Annotated in this window: 18 protein-coding genes; 1 reads left to right on the forward strand and 17 read right to left on the reverse strand. The window is 62.4% G+C overall.

Going from position 1 to position 21,615, the window contains the following annotated elements:
* Window positions 1-144: 144 nt before the first annotated feature.
* Window positions 145-2,880, reverse strand: coding sequence for a preprotein translocase subunit SecA (secA, locus tag INQ47_RS08610; protein ID WP_021785813.1), 2,736 nt, complete (start codon window positions 2,878-2,880; stop codon window positions 145-147).
* Window positions 2,881-3,247: 367 nt separating this feature from the next.
* On the opposite strand from secA, the gene INQ47_RS08615 reads away from it, so the two are divergent.
* Window positions 3,248-3,703: a DUF721 domain-containing protein gene (locus INQ47_RS08615; protein ID WP_252458484.1), complete on the forward strand. Its 456-nt coding sequence runs from the start codon at window positions 3,248-3,250 to the stop codon at window positions 3,701-3,703.
* 48 nt (window positions 3,704-3,751) lie between these two features.
* On the opposite strand, the gene lpxC is transcribed toward INQ47_RS08615, so the two are convergent.
* The 16 genes from lpxC to mraZ all read right to left on the reverse strand — a co-directional run bounded on the left by lpxC (window position 3,752) and on the right by mraZ (window position 21,564).
* Window positions 3,752-4,663: a UDP-3-O-acyl-N-acetylglucosamine deacetylase gene (gene lpxC, locus INQ47_RS08620; protein ID WP_003251873.1), complete on the reverse strand. Its 912-nt coding sequence runs from the start codon at window positions 4,661-4,663 to the stop codon at window positions 3,752-3,754.
* Window positions 4,664-4,775: 112 nt separating this feature from the next.
* Window positions 4,776-5,972, reverse strand: coding sequence for a cell division protein FtsZ (ftsZ, locus tag INQ47_RS08625; protein ID WP_003251871.1), 1,197 nt, complete (start codon window positions 5,970-5,972; stop codon window positions 4,776-4,778).
* Window positions 5,973-6,027: 55 nt separating this feature from the next.
* Window positions 6,028-7,290: a cell division protein FtsA gene (ftsA, locus tag INQ47_RS08630; RefSeq protein WP_003251867.1), complete on the reverse strand. Its 1,263-nt coding sequence runs from the start codon at window positions 7,288-7,290 to the stop codon at window positions 6,028-6,030.
* A 14-nt stretch (window positions 7,291-7,304) separates the two neighbouring features.
* The gene (locus INQ47_RS08635; RefSeq protein ID WP_176682615.1) at window positions 7,305-8,174 is read right to left on the reverse strand and encodes a cell division protein FtsQ/DivIB; all 870 of its coding nucleotides are present in this window, start codon (window positions 8,172-8,174) and stop codon (window positions 7,305-7,307) included.
* A 5-nt stretch (window positions 8,175-8,179) separates the two neighbouring features.
* Window positions 8,180-9,136: a D-alanine--D-alanine ligase gene (locus tag INQ47_RS08640; RefSeq protein WP_021784157.1), complete on the reverse strand. Its 957-nt coding sequence runs from the start codon at window positions 9,134-9,136 to the stop codon at window positions 8,180-8,182.
* Window positions 9,133-10,581 carry a UDP-N-acetylmuramate--L-alanine ligase gene (gene murC / locus INQ47_RS08645; RefSeq protein ID WP_176682614.1) on the reverse strand — a complete coding sequence of 483 codons (1,449 nt, stop codon included), beginning with the start codon at window positions 10,579-10,581 and terminating at the stop codon, window positions 9,133-9,135. The genes INQ47_RS08640 and murC overlap by 4 nt, the downstream gene beginning before the upstream one ends.
* A complete protein-coding gene (murG, locus tag INQ47_RS08650; RefSeq protein WP_252459489.1) occupies window positions 10,574-11,653 on the reverse strand; it encodes an undecaprenyldiphospho-muramoylpentapeptide beta-N-acetylglucosaminyltransferase in 1,080 nt (359 codons plus the stop codon). Before murG ends, murC begins: the two co-directional genes overlap by 8 nt.
* Window positions 11,643-12,857, reverse strand: coding sequence for a putative lipid II flippase FtsW (ftsW, locus tag INQ47_RS08655; RefSeq protein ID WP_404701510.1), 1,215 nt, complete (start codon window positions 12,855-12,857; stop codon window positions 11,643-11,645). The genes murG and ftsW overlap by 11 nt, the downstream gene beginning before the upstream one ends.
* Window positions 12,854-14,200: a UDP-N-acetylmuramoyl-L-alanine--D-glutamate ligase gene (gene murD, locus INQ47_RS08660; protein WP_252459488.1), complete on the reverse strand. Its 1,347-nt coding sequence runs from the start codon at window positions 14,198-14,200 to the stop codon at window positions 12,854-12,856. Before murD ends, ftsW begins: the two co-directional genes overlap by 4 nt.
* 6 nt (window positions 14,201-14,206) lie before the next feature.
* On the reverse strand, window positions 14,207-15,289 hold the full coding sequence (gene mraY, locus INQ47_RS08665) for a phospho-N-acetylmuramoyl-pentapeptide-transferase (RefSeq protein WP_016498046.1): 1,083 nt from the start codon (window positions 15,287-15,289) through the stop codon (window positions 14,207-14,209).
* Window positions 15,289-16,656: a UDP-N-acetylmuramoyl-tripeptide--D-alanyl-D-alanine ligase gene (gene murF, locus INQ47_RS08670; protein ID WP_252459487.1), complete on the reverse strand. Its 1,368-nt coding sequence runs from the start codon at window positions 16,654-16,656 to the stop codon at window positions 15,289-15,291. Before murF ends, mraY begins: the two co-directional genes overlap by 1 nt.
* Window positions 16,649-18,139, reverse strand: a complete 1,491-nt coding sequence (locus INQ47_RS08675; RefSeq protein ID WP_252459486.1) for a UDP-N-acetylmuramoyl-L-alanyl-D-glutamate--2,6-diaminopimelate ligase — start codon at window positions 18,137-18,139, stop codon at window positions 16,649-16,651. The genes murF and INQ47_RS08675 overlap by 8 nt, the downstream gene beginning before the upstream one ends.
* On the reverse strand, window positions 18,136-19,875 hold the full coding sequence (locus tag INQ47_RS08680; protein ID WP_252459492.1) for a penicillin-binding protein 2: 1,740 nt from the start codon (window positions 19,873-19,875) through the stop codon (window positions 18,136-18,138). Before INQ47_RS08680 ends, INQ47_RS08675 begins: the two co-directional genes overlap by 4 nt.
* Window positions 19,875-20,168, reverse strand: a complete 294-nt coding sequence (gene ftsL, locus INQ47_RS08685; protein ID WP_252459485.1) for a cell division protein FtsL — start codon at window positions 20,166-20,168, stop codon at window positions 19,875-19,877. The genes INQ47_RS08680 and ftsL overlap by 1 nt, the downstream gene beginning before the upstream one ends.
* Window positions 20,165-21,112: a 16S rRNA (cytosine(1402)-N(4))-methyltransferase RsmH gene (gene rsmH / locus INQ47_RS08690; RefSeq protein ID WP_404701511.1), complete on the reverse strand. Its 948-nt coding sequence runs from the start codon at window positions 21,110-21,112 to the stop codon at window positions 20,165-20,167. The genes ftsL and rsmH overlap by 4 nt, the downstream gene beginning before the upstream one ends.
* Window positions 21,109-21,564 (reverse strand): division/cell wall cluster transcriptional repressor MraZ, encoded by a 456-nt coding sequence (mraZ, locus tag INQ47_RS08695; RefSeq protein WP_021784148.1) that lies wholly within the window; start codon window positions 21,562-21,564, stop codon window positions 21,109-21,111. Before mraZ ends, rsmH begins: the two co-directional genes overlap by 4 nt.
* Between the last annotated feature and the right edge of the window lie 51 nt (window positions 21,565-21,615).

Raw genomic sequence — 21,615 nt, forward strand, 5'->3', positions numbered from 1 at the left:
GGCCGCTTCGCGCCCCATCGCGACACAAGGCCGCTCCCACAAGGATCGCGCCCGTTGATGGACGAGCGCGGTACCTGTGGGAGCGGCCTTGTGTCACGAAAGGGCCGCAAAGCGGCCCCAGGCTTGTACAACGTACGGTTCAGATCACTCGATCTGACCATGGCAATGCTTGAACTTCTTGCCCGAGCCGCACCAGCACGGCTCGTTGCGGCCCAGCTTCTGGTCATTGCGTACTGGCGCCGAGGCTACCGCTACTTCGGCCCCCTCCTCGCTCAGTTGCTCACTTTCCAGGCCCGATACAGCGGCGTGCTGGAATTGCATGCGGCTAGCCAGCTCTTCGGCCTCGCGGCGCAGGCGGGCTTCTTCTTCGGCCGGGTCTTCGCGGCGAACCTGTACGTGCGACAGCACGCGGATGGTGTCGCGCTTGATCGACTCCAACAGCTCCTGGAACAGGCTGAACGACTCGCGCTTGTACTCCTGCTTCGGGTTCTTCTGCGCATAACCACGCAGGTGAATACCGTGACGCAGGTGGTCCATGGTCGACAGGTGGTCTTTCCACAGGTCGTCCAGCACGCGCAGCAGAATCTGCTTCTCGAAGGTTCGCAGGGCTTCGAGACCAGCCTGGTCTTCCTTCTCGGTGTAGGCAGCGGTGATCTCGCTCAGCAGCTTCTCGCGCAAGGTCTCTTCGTAGAGGTGATCGTCCTCGTCGAGCCATTGCTGGATTGGCAACTTGATGGCGAAATCGCTGGCCAGCGAAGCCTCCAGGCCGGCTACGTCCCACTGCTCTGGCAGCGACTGCGGCGGAATGTGCTGGCTGATGGTAGCGTCCAGTACTTCCTTGCGGAATTCGACGATGGTGTCACCAATGTTCTCGGCGGCCAGCAAGCTGTTGCGCATGTGGTAGATCACCTTGCGCTGTTCGTTGGCGACGTCGTCATATTCGAGCAATTGCTTACGAATGTCGAAGTTGCGGCCTTCGACCTTGCGCTGGGCTTTCTCGATAGCGTTGGTGACCATGCGGTGCTCGATGGCCTCGCCCGACTGCATGCCCAGTGCCTTCATGAAGTTCTTCACCCGGTCAGAGGCGAAGATGCGCATCAGGCTGTCTTCCAGCGACAGGTAGAAGCGGCTGGAACCCGGGTCGCCCTGACGACCGGAGCGGCCACGCAGCTGGTTGTCGATACGGCGCGACTCGTGGCGCTCGGAAGCGATTACATGCAGGCCACCCGTTTCGATCACTTGCTGGTGACGCTTCTGCCAGTCGGCCTTGATCTGGGCGATCTGCTCGGCGGTCGGGTTTTCCAGGGCAGCCACTTCGGCTTCCCAGTTACCGCCCAGCAGGATGTCAGTACCACGGCCAGCCATGTTGGTGGCGATGGTCAGTGCACCGGGCGCGCCTGCCTGCGCGATGATCTCGGCTTCCTTCTCGTGATACTTGGCGTTGAGCACTTTGTGGTCGATACCTTCCTTTTTCAGGAGGTTGGACATGTGCTCGGAAGTTTCAATGGTCGCGGTACCCACCAGCACCGGGCGGCCCAGCTTCATGCTTTCCTTGATGTCGGCGATGATCGCGGCGTATTTCTCGTCAGCGGTCAGGTACACCAGGTCGTTGTAGTCCTTACGCGCCAGTGGCTTGTTCGGCGGAATGACCATCACGTTCAGGCCGTAGATCGACTGGAACTCGAACGCTTCGGTGTCAGCGGTACCGGTCATGCCGGACAGCTTGGTGTACAGGCGGAAGTAGTTCTGGAACGTGGTCGAAGCCAGGGTCTGGCTCTCGGCCTGGATGTTCAGGTTCTCCTTCGCTTCGATGGCCTGGTGCAGGCCCTCGGACAGGCGACGACCCGGCATGGTACGGCCGGTGTGTTCGTCGATCAGCAGGACCTGGCCGTCCTGGACGATGTACTCGACGTTGCGGTGGAACAGCTTGTGTGCACGAAGACCGGCGTAGACGTGTGTCAGCAAGCCCAGGTTGTGCGCGGAGTACAGGCTCTCGCCTTCGGCGAGCAGGCCTGCCTGGGCCAGCATCTCTTCGATGAACTGGTGACCGGCCTCGTTCAGCTCCACCTGGCGACTCTTCTCGTCGATGGTGAAGTGGCCTTCCTGGGTGACCTGGCCTTCGACCTCTTCGATGTGCTGGGTGAGGCGCGGGATCAGGCGGTTGATCTCGATGTACAGCTTGGAGCTGTCCTCGGCCTGACCGGAAATGATCAGCGGGGTACGCGCTTCGTCGATGAGGATGGAGTCGACTTCGTCGATCACGGCGAAGTTCAGTTCACGCTGGAACTTCTCGTCCTGGCTGAACGCCATGTTGTCGCGCAGGTAGTCGAAACCGAATTCGTTGTTGGTGCCGTAGGTGATGTCGGCGGCATAGGCGGCGCGCTTTTCTTCCGGCGGCTGGAAGGCCGAAACGATACCGACCGACAGACCGAGGAATTCGTAAAGCGGGCGCATCCAGTTGGCGTCACGGCGCGCCAGGTAGTCGTTGACGGTGACCACGTGCACGCCCTTGCCGGACAATGCATTGAGGTAAACGGCCAGGGTACCGACCAAGGTCTTGCCTTCACCGGTGCGCATTTCTGCGATCATGCCCTCGTGCAGGGTCATGCCGCCGATCAACTGCACATCGAAATGGCGCATGCCCATTACGCGCTTGCCGGCCTCGCGGGCCACAGCGAAGGCTTCGGGCAGCAATTGGTCCAGTGTCTCGCCTTTGGCCAGGCGTTCCTTGAACTCTACGGTCTTGCCCCGCAGTTGCTCGTCGGAGAGGGCCACCATCTTCTCTTCGAAGGCATTGACGATACTGACCGTCTTGAGCATGCGTTTGACTTCACGCTCGTTCTTGCTTCCAAAAAGTTTTTTTAACAAAGGCGCAAACATATCGGCAGGATCTTCCACACGTAGGGATGGAGGGCGGCCCCATGAGTCGCCCGTGCAGCCCATAGGCCGCATGCGAACGAGCATTCTACCCGGAAACGATGGTGAGGAAAGTGGTGGATTTCCACGATGCTGATACAGCGTTTTGGCAGGGGCTTGTTTTAGATAGGGGCATTTTCCCTGAGTTCAAGGCTTGGCAACATGAAAGCTATCGAGAACCAGTCTTGTCTTTGGCTGCCGGTGCCGGCCTCTTCGCGGGTGAACCCGCTCGAGGTATTGATAACCCTGTAGGAGCGGGTTCACCCGCGAAGAGGCCGGTACAGGCAACGGAGATGTTAGACTGTGCCCACGTCACCTCACGCGTGCCCCCATGGCCTATAAACCCTCCCCCGCCCAGCCGCCCTCCGCCCTGCTGCGCCAGGTTCGCCCGCTGCGCCTGCTGCTTAACCAGGCCGAGCGTCTGGAGCACTTGCAGCGCCTGCTGGAAAGCCAGTTGCAACCGGCTGCCCGCGAGCACTGCCATGTGGCGTCCTGGCGCGATGGCACTTTGTTGCTGGTGGTAACCGACGGCCACTGGGCAACCCGGCTGCGCTACCAGCAGAAACGTTTGCTGGCGGCACTGCAGGCCATGGAAGCATTCGGCAACCTCAGGCGCATCCTGTACAAAGTGCAGCCGCCGCTGGTGCCGGCCAAGCGTGGCGGGCATGCTGCCGAGCTTTCGAACAGCGCGGCCGAGAGCCTGCGCGACACCGCCGAGGGCATTGCCGACCCCAAACTGCGCGCAGCACTGGAACGGTTGGCCGCCCACGCTCAGGACAAGCCATAAAAAAAGGCCACCCGAAGGTGGCCTTAATGAACTAGAGAGTGTTCGAACTTACACGGCCGCAACAGGGCGCATGTACGAGATCGGTGCCGTACTGGCATCTTCGAAAGTGACCACTTCCCAGGCATCGGTTTCAGCAATCAGCTTGCGCAACAGCTGGTTGTTCAGCGCGTGGCCGGACTTGAAGCCCTTGAACTCGCCGATCAGGCTGTTGCCCAGCAGGTACAGATCGCCGATGGCGTCGAGGATCTTGTGCTTGACGAATTCGTCTTCGTAACGAAGGCCGTCTTCGTTGAGCACGCCGTCCTCATCGACCACGATGGCGTTCTCGACACTGCCACCCAACGCAAGGTTGTGCTTGCGCAGGTACTCGATGTCACGCATGAAGCCAAAAGTACGCGCGCGGCTGACTTCCTTCACGAACGAGGTGCTGGAAAAGTCGACGCTGGCGCTCTGGGTCCGGTTGCGAAGCACCGGGTGATCGAAATCGATCTCGAAGCTCACCTTGAAACCTTCGAAAGGCAGGAACGTGGCGCGCTTGTCGCCCTCTTCCACGGTTACCTCACGCAGGATGCGGATGAACTTCTTGGCTGCGTCCTGTTCTTCCAGGCCGGCAGACTGAATCAGGAATACAAAAGGACCGGCGCTGCCATCCATGATCGGCACTTCCGAGGCGGAGAGCTCGACGTAGGCGTTATCGATGCCCAGGCCCGCCATGGCGGAGAGCAGGTGCTCGACCGTATCGACCTTGACGTCACCGTTGACCAACGTCGTCGACATGGTTGTCTCGCCGACGTTGGCCGCACGCGCAGGGATCTCGACCACAGGATCGAGGTCGGCGCGGCGGAAGACGATGCCGGTGTCAACAGGTGCAGGTTTGAGGGTCAGGTAAACCTTCTCCCCGGAGTGCAGACCGACACCTGTGGCACGGATGGTATTCTTCAGGGTGCGTTGTTTAATCATGGCATTGGCCGCTTCAGCGCAAATTGCGAACAGGTATCAACAAAGGCTGAGGATGATAACAGACCCAACCTTTGATGAATACCAATCACCTTTATACCCCTGATAAATTCCATTAATCAGCCTGACGACGCAGGAATGCCGGGATATCGAGGTAGTCCAGGTCATCCTGAGGGTTCAGTTTAGCGGCTGCGGCAGCACCTGCATGCGCCTGGTTGCGCATGACGGTCGGGCGCTCCAGGTCACGGTAGTTGACCGCTGGCTGCTCCTGGCGCACCGGCGCAGGATTGGATGCTTCGTACGCCTGCTGGGCAGTCTGCAGGGTGTTGTCGACCACCTTCACAGGCTTCTCGATGCGCGCGCCCAGGCCAGTAGCCACCACGGTCACGTGCAGTTCGTCACGCATGTCCGGGTCGATCACGGTGCCGACCTTGACCATCGCGTGGTCGGAGGCGAAGGCTTCGATGATGCTACCTACGTCGGAGTACTCACCCAGCGACAGGTCCGGGCCTGCGGTGATGTTCACCAGGATACCGCGGGCGCCCTGCAGGTTGACGTCTTCCAGCAGCGGGTTACGGATAGCTGCCTCGGTGGCTTCGCGTGCACGGTTCGGGCCGCTGGCGCAGCCAGTACCCATCATGGCCATGCCCATTTCACCCATCACGGTACGCACGTCGGCGAAGTCGACGTTGATCATGCCTGGGCGCTTGATGATGTCGGAGATACCGCGTACGGCACCGGCCAGTACATCGTCAGCCTTGGCGAAGGCGGACAGCAGGCTGGCATCCTTGCCCAGGATGGTCAGCAGCTTCTCGTTGGGGATGGTGATCAACGAGTCGACGCTTTCAGCCAGCATGCGGATGCCTTCATCGGCGATCTGCATGCGCTTGCGGCCTTCGAACGGGAACGGACGGGTCACCACTGCGACGGTGAGGATACCCATTTCCTTGGCCACTTCGGCAATGATTGGCGCTGCACCGGTACCGGTACCGCCGCCCATGCCAGTGGTGATGAACACCATGTTGGTGCCCTGCAGCACTTCAGCGATGCGCTCACGGTCTTCCAGCGCGGCCTGACGGCCGACTTCCGGATTGGCACCGGCACCCAGGCCTTTGGTCACGCCAGTGCCCAATTGCAGGATGGTGCGCGCGCCAATGTTTTTCAGCGCCTGGGCATCGGTGTTGGCGCAGATGAATTCCACGCCTTCGATGCTGCTCTTGACCATGTGATTGACGGCGTTGCCGCCACCACCACCTACGCCGATCACTTTGATGACCGGGCTTTGCGGGACGTTGTCTACGAGCTCGAACATTTTCCCTCTCCTTACAGTTCTCTAGTTGTTGCGCCTACCACTACTGCTTTGAAACTTAGAAGTTGCCCTGGACCCACTTCTTGAAGCGTTCAAGCACTGGGGCCTTCGGTTCATCGCCATAGCTGTTGCTGCTGCTGTTGCTGTTACCGGTCAGGGCCAAGTCCTCGGACTGCTTCAGCAGGCCGTAGGTGAGCAAGCCCACGCCAGTGGAATAGATCGGGTTGCGCACCACGTCGCTCAGCCCCCGAACGCTGTGCGGCACGCCCAGGCGTACCGGCATGTGGAAGATTTCCTCGGCCAGTTCCACGGCACCTTCCATCTTCGCGGTGCCGCCGGTGAGGACGATGCCGGCGGGCACCAGGTCTTCGTAGCCGCTGCGGCGCAGTTCGGCCTGGATCAGGGTGAAGAGCTCGTCATAACGTGGCTCCACCACCTCGGCCAGGGCCTGGCGCGACAGCTCGCGCGGTGGGCGATCGCCCACGCTCGGCACCTTGATGGTCTCGCCAGCGCCAGCCAGTTTGGCCAGGGCACAGGCGTAGCGGATCTTGATTTCTTCGGCGTACTGGGTCGGGGTACGCAGGGCCATGGCGATGTCGTTGGTCACTTGGTCGCCAGCAATCGGGATGACCGCCGTGTGGCGGATGGCGCCCTCAGTGAAGATGGCGATGTCGGTGGTGCCGCCACCGATGTCCACCAGGCACACGCCCAGCTCTTTTTCATCATCGGTCAGTACCGAGTAGGCCGAAGCCAGCTGTTCCAGGATGATATCGTCGATTTCCAGGCCGCAGCGGCGCACACACTTCTCGATGTTCTGAGCGGCGTTGACCGCGCAAGTGACCACGTGAACCTTGGCTTCCAGACGCACGCCAGACATGCCCAGCGGCTCGCGCACGCCTTCCTGGTTGTCGATCACGTAGTCCTGCGGCAAGGTGTGCAGCACGCGCTGGTCGGCCGGAATCGCCACGGCCTGGGCGGCGTCGAGTACGCGCTCCAGGTCGGCCAGGCTGACCTCGCGGTCGCGAATGGCGACGATACCGTGGGAGTTCAGGCTGCGGATATGATTACCGGCCACACCGACGAACGCCGAGTGGATACGGCAGCCGGCCATCAGCTGCGCCTCTTCCACGGCGCGCTGGATCGACTGCACGGTGGACTCGATGTTCACCACCACGCCTTTTTTCAGGCCGCGGGACGGATGGGTGCCGATCCCGACGATTTCCAGCGTGCCGTCTTCGCCCACTTCGCCCACCAGCGCCACCACCTTGGAGGTGCCAATGTCCAGCCCGACGATCATTTTGCCGCTATGCGCGTTTGCCATGGTCCTGCCTCTCTCTAATTCTTCGCAACGGCGGGTTGGGCCGTCGTCGGTGCAATCGGTTCCCGCCAACCAACGGCAAGTCCGTTGGAATAACGCAGATCAATGCGGGCGATAGTGGTGATCTGGTCTTTGAGTGTCTTGTCGTAAATGGCAATGAAACGGCGCATCTTCTCCACCAGATGATCGCGCCCCAGCAGCAACTCGATGCCTGGCCCGGCACTGCTTGCACCGGTGGTCAGGAACCAGCTGCCTCGCTCGCGCAGCTCCAGGCGAGCGATGGAAAAGCCCAAGGGGCGCAGCATCTGGCTCAATACCTGATACTGCTGCATGACTTGTTGCTGAGCACGCTGCGGCCCGGCCAGCTGTGGCAGGTGCTCATAGTTGGCCAGCTCGCGCGGGGTAAAAGCCTGACCCTGGTTGTTGAGCAGGGCTGCATCACCCCAGCGTGCAACCGGCAGCTGCTCTTCAAGGCGGATTACCACCTCATCGGGCCACACCCGGCGCACTTCGGCGTGGGCAATCCACGGCATCTGCTCGAGCTCGGCCCGCATCGCCGGCAGGTCGACGCTGAAGAAGCTCGCCGCCACATAGGGTGCGATACGCTGCTGCACCGACTGCTGGCTGATGTAGCTGAGGTCGCCCTGCACATCGATCTTGGTGATCGGGCGGTCGGCGTACGGCATCAGGCGAACAGCGCCCTCGTAGGCACCAAAGCCGGCCGCCACCAACAACACCGGCCACAGCAAGCGCTTGAGGCCGCCCAGGCTTGGCCGAGGCAGGCGCGCCGATACGGGCTCGTCGGCCACCAGCCGGCTGGCACCACGCGGCACCGGCTTGCTACGGCCGGTAACGGGTTGCTGCTGACGTATCATTGCGCCTTGCATGGTTATTAGCCTCGCGTCGCCACGCTTTCGGCCAGGATTGCCAGCACCAGTTGCTGGAAGTCCAGGCCAGCCGCGCGGGCCGCCATGGGCACCAGGCTATGATCTGTCATGCCCGGTGCAGTGTTGACTTCGAGCAGCCAGAACCGGCCCTGCTCGTCCTGCATCACGTCCAACCGCCCCCAGCCCTCGATGCCAATGGCATTGCAGGCGCGCGCGGTCAGGTCGATCAGCTCTTGTTCCTTGACGCTATCCAGCCCGCACGGGATGCGGTACTGGGTGTCATTGGCGATGTACTTGGCGTCGTAGTCGTAGAACACGTGCGGCGTACCCAAGGCGATCGGCGGCAGCACCTGGCCGCGGAGTACCGCGATGGTGAACTCCGGGCCGTGGATCCACTGCTCCACCAGCACCTGGGAATCGTATTTGGCGGCGTCCTGCCAGGCGGCGACCAGTTCCTGGGCGCTGTTCACCTTGGCCATGCCGATGCTAGAGCCTTCATGGGCGGGTTTGACGATAAGCGGGAAGCCCAGTTCCGTACTGGCCTGCAAACAATCGCTTTCGCTCGCCAGCACTGCGTGGCGTGGCGTGGGAATGCCCAGGCTCTGCCACACCTGCTTGGTGCGCAGCTTGTCCATCGCCAGCGCCGAAGCCAGGATGCCGCTGCCGGTGTAAGGGATGCCCAGGCACTCCAGCAAGCCTTGCATGCTCCCGTCCTCACCGCCACGGCCGTGGAGGATGATGAAGGCGCGGTCGATCTTCTCGCTTTGCAGGCGTGCGAGCAGGTCATCACCGACGTCGATGGCGACCACGTCGACGCCGGCAGTGCTCAGCGCATCGATCACTGCGGCGCCGGATTTCAGCGACACTTCACGCTCGGCGCTCTTGCCACCGTACAGCACGGCGACGCGGCCGAACGCCTTGACGTCCAGGGTCGAGTGCAGCTTGTCGTAGGCGCTGGTCATTTCGACTTCTCCTGCTTGGCGCCTGCGAACAGCGGGCTTTTCATCAACTGCGGGGCCAGGCCGCCAACATCACCGGCACCCTGGCAGAGCAGGATGTCGCCAGCGCGCAGCAGTGGCTTGACCAGTGGCGCCAGCTCAGCGCCGCGCTCGATGTAGATCGGGTCCAGCTTGCCGCGCTGGCGGATGCTGTGGCACAGCTGACGGCTGTCGGCACCGGGGATCGGCTCTTCACCGGCCGGGTAGACCTCCATCAGCAGCAGCACGTTGGCATCACCCAGCACCTGGACGAAATCGTCGTACAGGTCGCGGGTGCGGCTGTAGCGGTGCGGCTGGTAGACGATCACCAGGCGGCGGCTTGGCCAGCCACCGCGCACAGCCTTGATTACAGCCGCCACTTCGGTCGGGTGATGGCCATAGTCGTCGACCAGCATCACACTGCCGCCTTCGACCGGCAGCTCGCCGTACACCTGGAAGCGACGGCCGACACCCTGGAAGCCGGACAGGCCCTGGATGATGGCCTCGTCAGTAATGCCTTCGTCAGTGGCGATGGCAATGGTGGCCAGGGCGTTGAGCACGTTGTGGTTGCCGGGCATGTTCACCGAAACCTCCAACGGCTCGCGATCACGGCGCAGCACGGTGAAGTGGGTCTGCATGCCCTGCTGACGCACATTGATGGCGCGGATGTCGGCCTCTTCGCTGAAGCCATAGGTCACGGTCGGGCGCTTCACCTGCGGCAGGATCTCGCGAACCACCGGGTCGTCCAGGCACATCACCGCCAGGCCATAGAACGGCAGGTTGTGCAGGAACTCGACGAAGGTTTTCTTCAGCTTGTTGAAGTCACCTTCGTAGGTCGCCATGTGGTCGGCATCGATGTTGGTGACCACCGCCACCATCGGCTGCAGGTGCAGGAAGCTGGCATCGCTTTCGTCTGCTTCGGCGATCAGGTAGCGGCTGGTGCCCAGCTGCGCATTGGTACCGGCAGCGGTAAGGCGGCCACCGATGACGAAGGTCGGGTCCAGGCCACCGGCGGCGAACACCGAAGCCAGCAGGCTGGTCGTGGTGGTCTTGCCGTGAGTACCGGCAACGGCCACGCCATGGCGGTAACGCATCAGCTCGGCGAGCATCTCGGCACGCGGCACCACCGGAATGCGTCGCTCGAGTGCGGTGGCAACTTCCGGGTTGGCCGGGTTGATGGCACTGGACACTACCAGCACATCGGCGGTGGCGGCGTTTTCGGCGCGGTGGCCGACGAAGATCTCAGCGCCGAAGGACTCCAGGCGCTCGGTAACCGGCGAGGCCTTAAGGTCCGAACCGGACACTTCATAGCCCAGGTTCAGCAACACTTCGGCAATACCGCACATGCCAACGCCGCCGATGCCGACGAAGTGAATGCGGCGAATACGGCCCATCTTCGGCTGGGGCATGGCTTTCTGGCTCTCAACCATGGGCCACCTCCAGGCAGATATCGACCACGGTGCTGGTTGCAGCAGGTTTGGCCAGGCGCCGTGCGGTGCCTGCCATGACGTTGAGTTTCTCGGGTTGCATCAGCACCTCGTTCAGGCGTTCAGCGAGTTGCGCTGCGCCAGTTGTCGCTTGTGGCATCAGGAAGGCAGCGCCTTCGCGGGCCAGATATTGGGCGTTGTGGGTCTGGTGATCGTCGATTGCATGGGGCAAAGGCACCAGCATCGAAGGCAGGCCTGCTGCCGCCAGTTCGCTGACGGTCAGGGCACCGGCCCGGCACACCACCAGGTCGGCCCAGCCATAAGCTTGGGCCATGTCTTTGATGAAAGGCTCTACCTGAGCCGCGACGCCCGCCTCGTGATAACGCTCGGCGGTGATCGGCGCGTGTTGCTTGCCGGCCTGGTGGAACACCTCTGGCCGCAGCGCAGCGGGCACTTCGGACAGTGCCTTAGGCAACAATTTGTTCAATGGTTCCGCACCCAGGCTGCCACCCAGTACCAGCAGACGTGCACGGCGCTCGCCCAAGGGCGCGCGTTGCTCGTCCATGAAGAGTTCCGGGCGCACCGGGTTGCCGGTGGTGCGACGTTTGTCGCTGGCCTCGAAGGTGTTCGGGAAAGCTTCGCAGACCCGCGCCGAGAGTGGCACCAGCAACCGATTGGCGGTACCGGCCCTGGCGTTCTGCTCATGGATCACCAGTGGCACGCCGCACAGCCGCGCGGCCACACCGCCGGGGCCGGTCACATAGCCGCCAAAGCCCAGGACACATACGGGCTTGAGCTGGCGAATGATGCGCCGTGCCTGCAGCACGGCCTTGATCAACGTGAAAGGTGCCTTGAGCAACGACAGCTTGCCCTTGCCGCGCAAACCGCTGACCTGAATCAGATGCAGTGGCAAACCCGCCTGTGGCACCAGCTCGTTCTCAATACCACGCGGGGTACCCAGCCAGTGCACGCTGTAACCGCGCTTCTGGAACTCACGCGCGCAGGCCAGCGCCGGGAATACGTGCCCCCCGGTACCGCCGGCCATGATCAGTACATTTTTGCCTTCAGCGGCCATGACTGGTCTCCTCGGCAAAATCGCTTTCGCTGAATTCGTGCTCCTCACTGCCCAGGTGCGTGCGACTCTCCCACTCGATGCGCAGCAACAGCCCTACGCAGGCGCAGCAGATCACCAGCGAACTCCCCCCGTAACTGAGAAACGGCAGGGTCAGGCCCTTGGTCGGCAGCAGGCCGACGTTCACACCGATGTTGATCAGGAACTGGCCAATCCACAGGAAAGCCAGGCCGAACGCCATGTAGGCGGCAAAGAACTGTTTGGCTTTTTCGGCCCACAGGCCGATGTACAGGGCGCGCACGGTGACGAACACGAACAGCGCGACGGTCACCAGCGAGCCGACCACGCCCAGCTCTTCCGCCAGTACCGAGAACACGAAGTCGGTGTGCGCTTCAGGCAGGTAGAACTGCTTCTGCACGCTGTTGCCCAGGCCAACGCCCAGCCACTCACCCCTGCCGAAGGCAATCAGTGCCTGGGTCAGCTGGTAGCCGGAGCCGAACTGATCGGCCCAGGGGTCGGTGAACGTAATAAGGCGCGCCATCCGGTACGGCTGCGCCTGTACCAGTACAAACACCGCCAGCACCGCCAGCGCCACCATCAGGCTGAAGCGGAACAGCCCCACCCCCCCCAGAAACAACATGGCCGCCGCCGCGCCCATCATCACCACGGTGGCGCCAAAGTCCGGTTCCATCAGCAGCAAAGCGGCCATGGGCAGCAGCACGATGAATGGCTTGAAGAAACCCATCCAGGTTTCGCGCACCTCGGTCTGTCGGCGTACCAGGTAACCGGCCAGGTAGATGACCACGAACACCTTGGCGATTTCCGAAGGCTGCACGTTGAAGAAGCTGAAACCGATCCAGCGCATCGAGCCGTTGACTTCACGGCCAATGCCCGGCACCAGTACCAGTACCAGCAGGCCGAAGGCGCCAATCAGCATCATGAAGCCCATGCGCTGCCAAGTGGCAATCGGCACCAGCAGGGTTGCACCACAGGCCACTAGGCCAAGGAACACGTACACCAGGTGGCGGAACATGTGATACAGCGGGTTGCCGGACTGCACAGCAGCCACTTCCGAGGATGCCGAAGTGATCATCACCAGACCCAGGCCCAGCAAGGCCAGGCAACCGGCGAGCATCGGGAAGTCCAGGTCGATGCCACGGCCGCTGATCAGCGGCGACGGATAGGGTTTGAAGATGCCGAAGATCATGCAAGACCTCCCGCTGCCTGGGCGAACAGGCGCCCACGTTCCTCGAAGTTCTTGAACATGTCGAGGCTGGCGCATGCCGGCGACAGCAGCACGGCATCGCCGGCCTGGGCCAGCTCGGCACACTGCTGTACGGCATCGTCAAGGGTCTTCACCCGAACCAGCGGCACAGCTTCGCCCAAGGCCTCGGCCAGGCGCTCGGCATCACGACCAAGCAATACCACGGCGCGGCAGTAACGCTTGACCGGCTCGCGCAACGCAGTGAATTCGGCACCTTTGCCATCACCACCGGCGATCAGCACCAGCTTGCCTTCGATATCGGCGCCCAAGCCTTCAATGGCGGCCAGGGCAGCACCGACGTTGGTGGCCTTGGAGTCGTCGTACCAGTTAACGCCGTTACGCTCGCGCACCCATTGGCAACGGTGGGCCAGGCCACCGAACTCGCGCAAGGCCTCGAGCATGGGCTCGAACGGCAGGCCTGCAGCATGCCCCAGGGCCAGCGCCGCCAGGGCGTTGCTCTGGTTGTGAGCACCCCGAACCTTCAGTTCGCGCGCCGGCATCAGTGCCTGGAACTCGAACGCCAGGTATTTTTCACCGCCCACTTCGCGCAGGCCGAAGGACTTGAAGTCCGGCTGGCTGAGGCCAAAGGTCCAGCATGGGCGGCCTTCCACGGGCAATGGCCGGCTGAGGGCATCCTGACGGTTCACCACCACCTGCCTGGCCCCGCGGAAGATCCGGTGCTTGGCCAGGTGGTAGGCCGGAAGGCCGCTATAGCGGTCCATGTGGTCTTCGCTGATATTCAGAACGGTCGCCACTTCGGCGTTGAGCTGGTCAGTGGTTTCCAGCTGGAAGCTGGAAAGCTCCAGCACGTACAGCTCGATGTCATCGGCCAGCAGGTCGAGCGCCGGAGTACCGAGGTTACCGCCCACGGCTACGCGTTTACCGGCCTTGGCGGCCATTTCACCGACCAGCGTTGTGACGGTGCTTTTGGCGTTGGAACCGCTGATGGCAATGATCGGCGCCTTGGCATGGCGAGCAAACAGCTCGATGTCGCCAGACAGCTTCACGCCACGCGCGGCCGCCTGCTGCAAGGCCGGGGTGGCCAAGGCCAGACCGGGGCTCACGTACAACTCGTTGGCGCGGCACAGGAAGTCCACGTCCAGTTCACCACAGCGCACTTCCACCTGCGGGTAATCACGGCGCAGGGTTTCCAGTTCCGGCGGTTGCTCGCGGGTATCGGCGACCGCAAAGGCAATGCCCCGGTTCGCCAGGAAGCGAACCAGGGACATGCCGCTCTTGCCGAGGCCGACAACGATGCGGAATTGGTCGGAAGCGATCAAAGACACGCTCATCTACCTCAGTTTCAGGGTTGCAAGGCCAATCAATACCAGGATCACGGTGATGATCCAGAATCGGACGATCACCCGAGGCTCTGGCCAGCCCTTGAGTTCAAAGTGGTGGTGAATCGGCGCCATGCGGAACACGCGTTTGCCGGTCAGCTTGAAGGAGGCGACCTGGATCACCACCGACAGGGTTTCCACCACGAAGATGCCGCCCATGATGAACAGCACGATTTCCTGGCGCACGATGACGGCGATGGTGCCCAGCGCGGCGCCCAGCGCCAGCGCGCCGACGTCACCCATGAACACTTGCGCCGGGTAGGTGTTGAACCACAGGAAGCCCAGGCCGGCACCGATCAGCGCGCCGCAGAACACGATCAGCTCGCCCGAGCCCGGCACGTAGGGGATCAGCAGGTACTCGGCGAACTTCACGTTACCCGACAGGTAGCAGAAGATGCCCAGCGCGCCGCCGACCATCACCGTCGGCATGATTGCCAGGCCGTCGAGGCCATCAGTGAGGTTGACCGCGTTGCTCGAACCGACAATGACGAAGTAGGTCAGTACGACGAAGCCGACGCCCAGCGGAATGGTGACATCCTTGATGAACGGCAGGATCAGCGTGGTCTCGACGCTGGTTGGCGCCGTCTTGTACAGAAACACCGCCGCCGCCAGGCCGAACACCGACTGCCAGAAGTACTTCCAGCGGCTCGGAAGGCCACGGGAGTTCTTTTCGATCACCTTGCGGTAGTCATCGACCCAGCCAATGGCACCGAACGCCAGGGTGACGATCAGCACAACCCATACATAGCGGTTGCTCAGGTCGGCCCACAGCAAGGTGCTGATGGCAATGGCCGACAGAATCAGCGCACCGCCCATGGTCGGGGTACCGGACTTGGACAAGTGCGATTGCGGGCCGTCGTTACGCACGGCCTGGCCGATCTGGCGAATTTGCAGGGTACGGATCATCCAGGGGCCCAGCCACAGCGCCAGGGACAACGCGGTCAGTACACCAAGAATCCCGCGCAGGGACAGGTACTGAAAGACCGCGAAGCCTTTGTGGAACTGTTGCAGATACTCGGCCAACAGCAGCAGCATTAATGTTTCTCCCCGCTGGCACCGCACAATGCCGCCACGACGTTTTCCATCGCAGCGCTGCGCGAGCCCTTGATCAAGATAGTGGTGTCACTGGCATTCTCGGCGCTAACCGCATCGATCAGCTCAGCTTGAGTAGCGAAATGGCGGCCATTGGCGCCGAACGCCTTGACCGCATGTGTCATGTTGGAACCCACTGCGTACAGGGCGTCGACCTTGCCACGCGCGTAGTCACCCACCTGACGGTGGCCTTCTTCCGCCCATTGCCCCAATTCGCCGATATCCCCAAGCACCAGAACGGTGCGCCCGGAAAAGCCGGCGAGTATATCAATGGCTGCGCACATAGAGGTGGGATTTGCATTGTAACTGTCGTCGATAACCCGTACCCCGTTCGGCGCGATCTGCGCCACGGTGCGCCCCTTGACCGGTTGCACGGCCGCCAGGCCTGCGGCAATGCCGCTCAGGCTCAGACCAACGGCATGTGCAGCGGCGGCAGCGGCCAGGGCGTTGCTGACGTTGTGTTCACCCAGCACATTGAGTTGTATGGCTACCGTTTCACGGGCGCCATGCAGGGTGAACGACGGGCAGCCGCGGGCATCGCGACCAATGTCTGAAGCGTGGAAATCGGCCTTAGGGTTGCTGCGTGCAAAACTGACGACCTTGTGCGCACCGGCACGCGCCTTCCAGATGTCAAAAGCTTTGTCGTCCAGGTTGAGGATGGCAATACCGCCCTCGCCCAGGCCTTCGAGAATCTCGCCCTTGGCTTCGACGATCTTGTCCGGGCCGCCGAACTCACCAACGTGGGCAGTACCGGCGTTGTTGATGATGACCACCTGCGGTTGTGTCAGGCCCACGGTGTAGCGGATTTCGCCAATGCGCGAGGCGCCCAGCTCGATCACTGCCGCGCTGTGCTCCGGGGCGATCTCCAGCAGTGTCAGCGGTGCCCCGAGGTCATTGTTCAAGTTGCCGCGGGTGGCGTGAACCAGGCCACGGGTGCGCAGGATACTGGCGAGCATTTCCTTGACCGTGGTCTTGCCGCTGGAACCGGTAATGGCCACTACAGGCTTGTCGAAAGCCGCGCGGTTCAGGGCGCCGAGCTGACCCAGTGCTACCCGGCAATCCTTGACCAGCAACTGCGGCAGGTCGACACCGGCCACTTCACGCTCGACCAGGGCGGCTACTGCGCCTTTGACTTTTACGTCTGCCAAGTAGTCATGGCCATCGAAACGCGGGCCGGCCAGGGCGACGAACAGTTGCCCGGCGCTGACACTGCGGCTATCGATGCTGACACCGGTAAACGAGGCGTCGGCACCGATGTGTTGACCATTCAGGGCTGTGGTCAGCTGGCTGAGTGACAGCGGCTTAAGCATGTGGAGCCTCCCAGGCTGCAAGTGCCTTTTCGGCCTCGGTCAAATCGGAGAAATCATGGCGCTCGCCATTGATCTCCTGGTAATCCTCGTGCCCCTTGCCAGCCAGCACGATCACATCGTTGGCAGCGGCGGTGGCAATCAGATGCGCGATGGCTTCGCCTCGACCGGCAACGAACTCGACGTCGTCAGGCCTGGTGAAACCGGGGCGGATATCATCGAAGATGCGCAACGGATCTTCAGTACGCGGGTTGTCGTCGGTGACCAGTACGCGGTCGGCCAGACGCTCGGCCACTTCGGCCATCAGCGGGCGCTTGCCGCGATCACGGTCACCGCCGCAGCCGAACAGGCACAACAGCTTGCCATGAGCGTGCGGGCGCAGGGCCTCGAGTACTTTTTCAAGTGCATCCGGTGTGTGTGCGTAGTCGACCACCACCAGCGGCTTGTCGCCGCCACCCAAGCGCTGCATGCGGCCTACCGGCCCCTGCAGTTGCGGCGTGACCTTGAGGATCTCGTCCAGCGCATAGTCCAGCGCCAGCAGGGTCGCCACAGCGGCAAGCATGTTGCTCAGGTTGAAGCGGCCCAGCAGTTGGCTGCGCAAGATACGCTCACCTTGGGCAGTGACGATTGTGGCGCGCACGCCATCGTCACTGAACACGGCTTCGCGACAGAACAGCGAGGCCTCAGGGCGTTCCAGGCTGTAGCTCAGCAGCCGGGTTTCGATATGGTCGACACTCGGGCGGCGCGCAAAGTCGGCGGCCAGACGACGACCAAAGCCGTCATCCAGGTTGACCACCTGGCAACGCAGGCTCGGCCAGGCGAACAGCTTGGCCTTGGCGGCCTCATAGGCTTCCATGCTGCCGTGATAGTCGAGGTGATCGCGGGACAGGTTGGTCATCACCGCGATGTCGAATTCCAGTGCGGCAACCCGGCCTTGCTCCAGGGCATGGGAAGACACTTCCATTGCCACGGCCTTGGCGCCACCTTTCTTGAGGTCGTTGAGGGTCGATTGCACGGCAATCGGGTCGGGCGTGGTCAGGCGGCCGCTCTGCAACTCGCCGTAGAAGCCAGTACCCAGGGTGCCAATCAGGCCGCAGCGCTGGCCAAGCAAGTCGAGCGCCTGGGCTACCAGCTGGGTCACGCTTGTCTTGCCGTTGGTACCGGTCACGCCGACCAGATTCAACTGGCGGCTCGGTTCACCGTAGAAGCGCCCGGCGATATCTGACAACTGAGCGATCAGGCCTTTGACCGGAATCAGCGGCGCATCGGTCAGCGGCAGCACGTTGGCGCCCTGCTCTTCGTAGGCCACTGCGGCAGCGCCACGGGCCAGGGCATCGGCGATATGCTCGCGGCCATCGACCTTGGCACCCGGCACCGCCAGGAACAAGTCACCCGGGCGCACATTACGGCTGTCCAGGGTCAGCTCACGAATCAATGGATCGCGGCTGGCGTGGGCGAAAAGTTTGCTTAATGGCATTGTCATCATCCACGCCCTCCCTTGGCGGCTGCTGCATTGACTTGCGATTGCACCGCGGGTGCCGGTGGCGGCAGGTTGTCTGGCGGCACGTTCATCAGGCGCAGGGTGCCGGACATGACCTTGCTGAATACAGGCGCCGAAACCAGGCCACCGAAGTAGCCACCCTTTCTCGGCTCGTCGATGACCACGACGATGGCGTAGCGCGGGTCGCTCATTGGCCCGAAGCCGGCGAACAGCGAGCGGTAGGCGTTTTCGGTGTACCCCTTGGCACCCACGGTCGCCTTACGCGCGGTGCCGGACTTGCCGGCCACGTGATAGAACGGCACCTGGGCACGGAAGACGCCGCGCGGGGCTTCGATCACCTGCTGCAGCATGCCCTGAACGGTTTCGGCGACTTCTTTCGGGATGGCCTGCACCGCTTCCGGCGTCTTGTCGAGCTTGATGATCGACAGCGGTACCATCTTGCCGTCGTTGGCCAGCGCAGCGTAGGCATGCACCAGCTGCAGGGCGGTGACCGATACGCCGTAGCCATACGACAGGGTTGCGGTCTCGGCCTTGCGCCACTCACGGTGGTTGGGCAGGTTGCCGACACGCTCGCCCGGGAAGCCAAGACCGGTGTACTGGCCCAGGCCGACCTGGGACATCACCCGGTAGATGGCCTCGCCGCCGATGTCGAAGGCGATCTTGCTCATGCCAACGTTACTGGAGTTGATCAGAATGCCGGTCAAATCAAGAATCGGACCCTCGCTGCGCGACACGTCCTTGATGGTGTAGCGGCCGATCTGCAGGCTGCCAGGGTACACCTCGACCTTGTCGCTCGGCTTCCAGCGGCCGCTCTGCAGCGCCGCACTCATGGAGATCGGCTTGACCGTGGAGCCCGGCTCGAACACGTCGATGATTGCCCGGTTACGCATGGCCGCCGGGAACATGCTACGGCGGTTGTTGGGGTTGTAGGTCGGCTGGTTGACCATGGCCAGGACCTCACCGGTCTTGACGTCCATGATCACCAGGCTGCCAGCCTTGGCGTCCTGCTCGGCAATGGCATTGCGCAGCTCACGGGTAGCCAGGTACTGCAGGCGCAAGTCTATCGACAACGCCAAGGTCTTCCCGGCCTTGGCGTTCTTGGTTACCTGAATGTCCTTGATCAGCCGGCCGCGCCGGTCCTTGATCACCTGGCGCTTGCCGGGCACACCGGCCAGCCACTCGTCATAGGCCAGCTCCACCCCTTCGCGGCCATGGTCATCGAGGTCGGTAAAGCCGACCATGTGCGCAGTCACATCACCGGCCGGATAGAAGCGGCGGAATTCTTCCAGGCCATACACACCTGGTACTTTGAGGTTGAGCACGTGCTGGCCCTGCTCGGGGGTCAGCCCCCGGACAAGGTAGATGAACTCTTTGTTGGCCTGCTGGGTCAGGCGCTCGGTCAACTGCTGCGGGTTTTGCCCCAGCGCTGCGGCCAATTGCGGCCAGCGCTCCTTGGAGGCCTGCATCTCTTTGGGGTTGGCCCACAAGGTGGTGACCGGGGTGCTCACAGCCAACGGCTCACCGTTGCGGTCGGTAATCAAACCGCGGTGCGCCGGGATGGGGATGTGACGCAGGCTGCGCGCATCGCCCTGGCCCTTGAGGAAGTCACGATCAACCACCTGCAGGTCGATGATGCGCCAGCAAATGGCGCCGACCATGATCGCCAGCAAGCCGATCACTACACGGAAGCGCCACGGGTAGAGTGCGCCTTCGAGCTTCATCATGGCGCCACCATCCGGACTTCGTCAGCTGACGGCACGCGCATGTTCAGCTGCTCGGAGGCCAGGCTCTCGATGCGGCTGGCAGCGGTCCAGGTACTCTGCTCAAGAATCAACCGGCCCCATTCGGCCTGAGCCTTGTCGCGCTCGTTCAATTCACCGTACAGGGTGTTGAGCAGTTGACGGTTCCAGTGCGCACTGTAGGACACGGCAATGGCCGAAACCAGTACGCCGATGAACAGCAGAAGCATCAGGAAGCTTCCGCCTGGCAAAGGTTTGGCAAGTAGCCTGCTCACCGCAGCTTCTCCGCCACGCGCATCACGGCACTACGCGACCGCGGGTTGGCCTTGAGCTCGGCCTCGGAGGCGAACTGAGCCTTGCCGATGAGCTTGATTTTCGGCTCGAAGACCTTGTGCTGAACCGGCAGGTTACGCGGCAGGTTGTCGGCCTCACCCTTCACCAGCTTGCGCATGAACAGCTTGACGATACGATCTTCCAGCGAGTGGAAACTGATGACCGCCAGACGACCACCGATCTCGAGCGCATCGAGCGCAGCCTCAAGGCCAGCCTCCAGGTCACCCAGTTCGTTGTTGACGTGAATGCGCAGCCCCTGGAAGGCACGGGTAGCCGGGTTCTTGCCCTTTTCCCAGGCCGGATTGGCCACTTTGAGCACCTCCGCCAGGTCGGCGGTACGGGTGAAGGGCTGTTTTTCGCGGCGTTCGACCACTGCACGCGCCATGCGCCCGGCAAAGCGTTCCTCACCGTACTCCTTGAAGACACGGGCGATTTCTTCCACGGGCGCAGTTGCGATGAACTCGGCAGCACTGATGCCTTGGTCCGGGTTCATGCGCATGTCCAGCGGGCCATCATTGAGGAAGCTGAAGCCGCGCTCTGGGTCATCCAGCTGCGGCGAGGACACGCCCAGGTCCAGCAACACACCACTGACCTTGCCGTGCAGGCCGCGCGCCGCCACTTCCGCGCCCAGCTCGGCAAAACTGCGCTGTACAATGACGAAGCGGCCGTCTTCGGCCGCCAGCGCTTGCCCCGTAGCAATCGCCTGTGGATCTTTGTCGAAGCCCAAAAGCCGCCCTTGCGGCCCGAGCTTGCTGAGAATCAGACGGCTGTGTCCGCCTCGGCCGAAAGTGCCGTCCAGATAGCAACCGTCGGCGCGCAGGGCCAATGCCTCGACAGCTTCATCGAGCAGGACGGTAATGTGGTTGAAGCCGCTATCTATGGTCACAGGATCAGGTCACGCAATTCGTCGGGCATGGCGCCCGGTTGTTGGATAGCTGCAAGGTCGGCTGCCGAAACCACGTTCCAGGCATCTTCATCCCACAGCTGGAATTTGTTCAGTTGCCCCACCAGCATCGCCTTCTTGTCGAGCTTGGCGTACTCACGCAGGCGGGGCGGCACCAGGAAACGCCCACTGCCATCGAGCTCCAGGTCCACCGCATTACCGATCAGCAAACGCTGCAGGCGGCGGTTTTCCTCACGCAACGATGGCAAGGCACGCAACTTGGCTTCTATCTGTTCCCACTCATCGAGGGGATAAACACACAAGCAGGGGTCTACGGCGTCAATGGTCACGATCAGTTGGCCATTGCAACGTGAGTCGAGCTCGTCACGGTACCGACTCGGCATGGCGAGACGGCCCTTGGCATCGAGGCTGACGGCGTTGGCTCCGCGGAACACGGCTGTGATTCCCCACAATGTTAGCTTTTTTGTGTCAGAAAACCCACTTCA

The organism is Pseudomonas sp. 3HC3 (assembly GCF_044904505.1).
Lineage (GTDB): Bacteria > Pseudomonadota > Gammaproteobacteria > Pseudomonadales > Pseudomonadaceae > Aquipseudomonas > Aquipseudomonas putida_Y.

What these genes read in the sequence shown, in the direction of transcription:
- INQ47_RS08640 (WP_021784157.1), bottom strand. Translation starts at nt 9,136, where the DNA reads ATGACCAGCGCCTACGACAAGCTGCACTCGACCCTGGACGTCAAGGCG.
- INQ47_RS08615 (WP_252458484.1), top strand. Translation starts at nt 3,248, where the DNA reads ATGGCCTATAAACCCTCCCCCGCCCAGCCGCCCTCCGCCCTGCTGCGC.
- INQ47_RS08635 (WP_176682615.1), bottom strand. Translation starts at nt 8,174, where the DNA reads ATGCAAGGCGCAATGATACGTCAGCAGCAACCCGTTACCGGCCGTAGC.
- INQ47_RS08675 (WP_252459486.1), bottom strand. Translation starts at nt 18,139, where the DNA reads ATGATGACAATGCCATTAAGCAAACTTTTCGCCCACGCCAGCCGCGAT.
- ftsZ (WP_003251871.1), bottom strand. Translation starts at nt 5,972, where the DNA reads ATGTTCGAGCTCGTAGACAACGTCCCGCAAAGCCCGGTCATCAAAGTG.
- murF (WP_252459487.1), bottom strand. Translation starts at nt 16,656, where the DNA reads ATGCTTAAGCCGCTGTCACTCAGCCAGCTGACCACAGCCCTGAATGGT.
- INQ47_RS08680 (WP_252459492.1), bottom strand. Translation starts at nt 19,875, where the DNA reads ATGAAGCTCGAAGGCGCACTCTACCCGTGGCGCTTCCGTGTAGTGATC.
- murG (WP_252459489.1), bottom strand. Translation starts at nt 11,653, where the DNA reads ATGGCCGCTGAAGGCAAAAATGTACTGATCATGGCCGGCGGTACCGGG.
- mraY (WP_016498046.1), bottom strand. Translation starts at nt 15,289, where the DNA reads ATGCTGCTGCTGTTGGCCGAGTATCTGCAACAGTTCCACAAAGGCTTC.
- secA (WP_021785813.1), bottom strand. Translation starts at nt 2,880, where the DNA reads ATGTTTGCGCCTTTGTTAAAAAAACTTTTTGGAAGCAAGAACGAGCGT.
- lpxC (WP_003251873.1), bottom strand. Translation starts at nt 4,663, where the DNA reads ATGATTAAACAACGCACCCTGAAGAATACCATCCGTGCCACAGGTGTC.
- murC (WP_176682614.1), bottom strand. Translation starts at nt 10,581, where the DNA reads ATGGTTGAGAGCCAGAAAGCCATGCCCCAGCCGAAGATGGGCCGTATT.
- ftsW (WP_404701510.1), bottom strand. Translation starts at nt 12,857, where the DNA reads ATGATCTTCGGCATCTTCAAACCCTATCCGTCGCCGCTGATCAGCGGC.
- ftsA (WP_003251867.1), bottom strand. Translation starts at nt 7,290, where the DNA reads ATGGCAAACGCGCATAGCGGCAAAATGATCGTCGGGCTGGACATTGGC.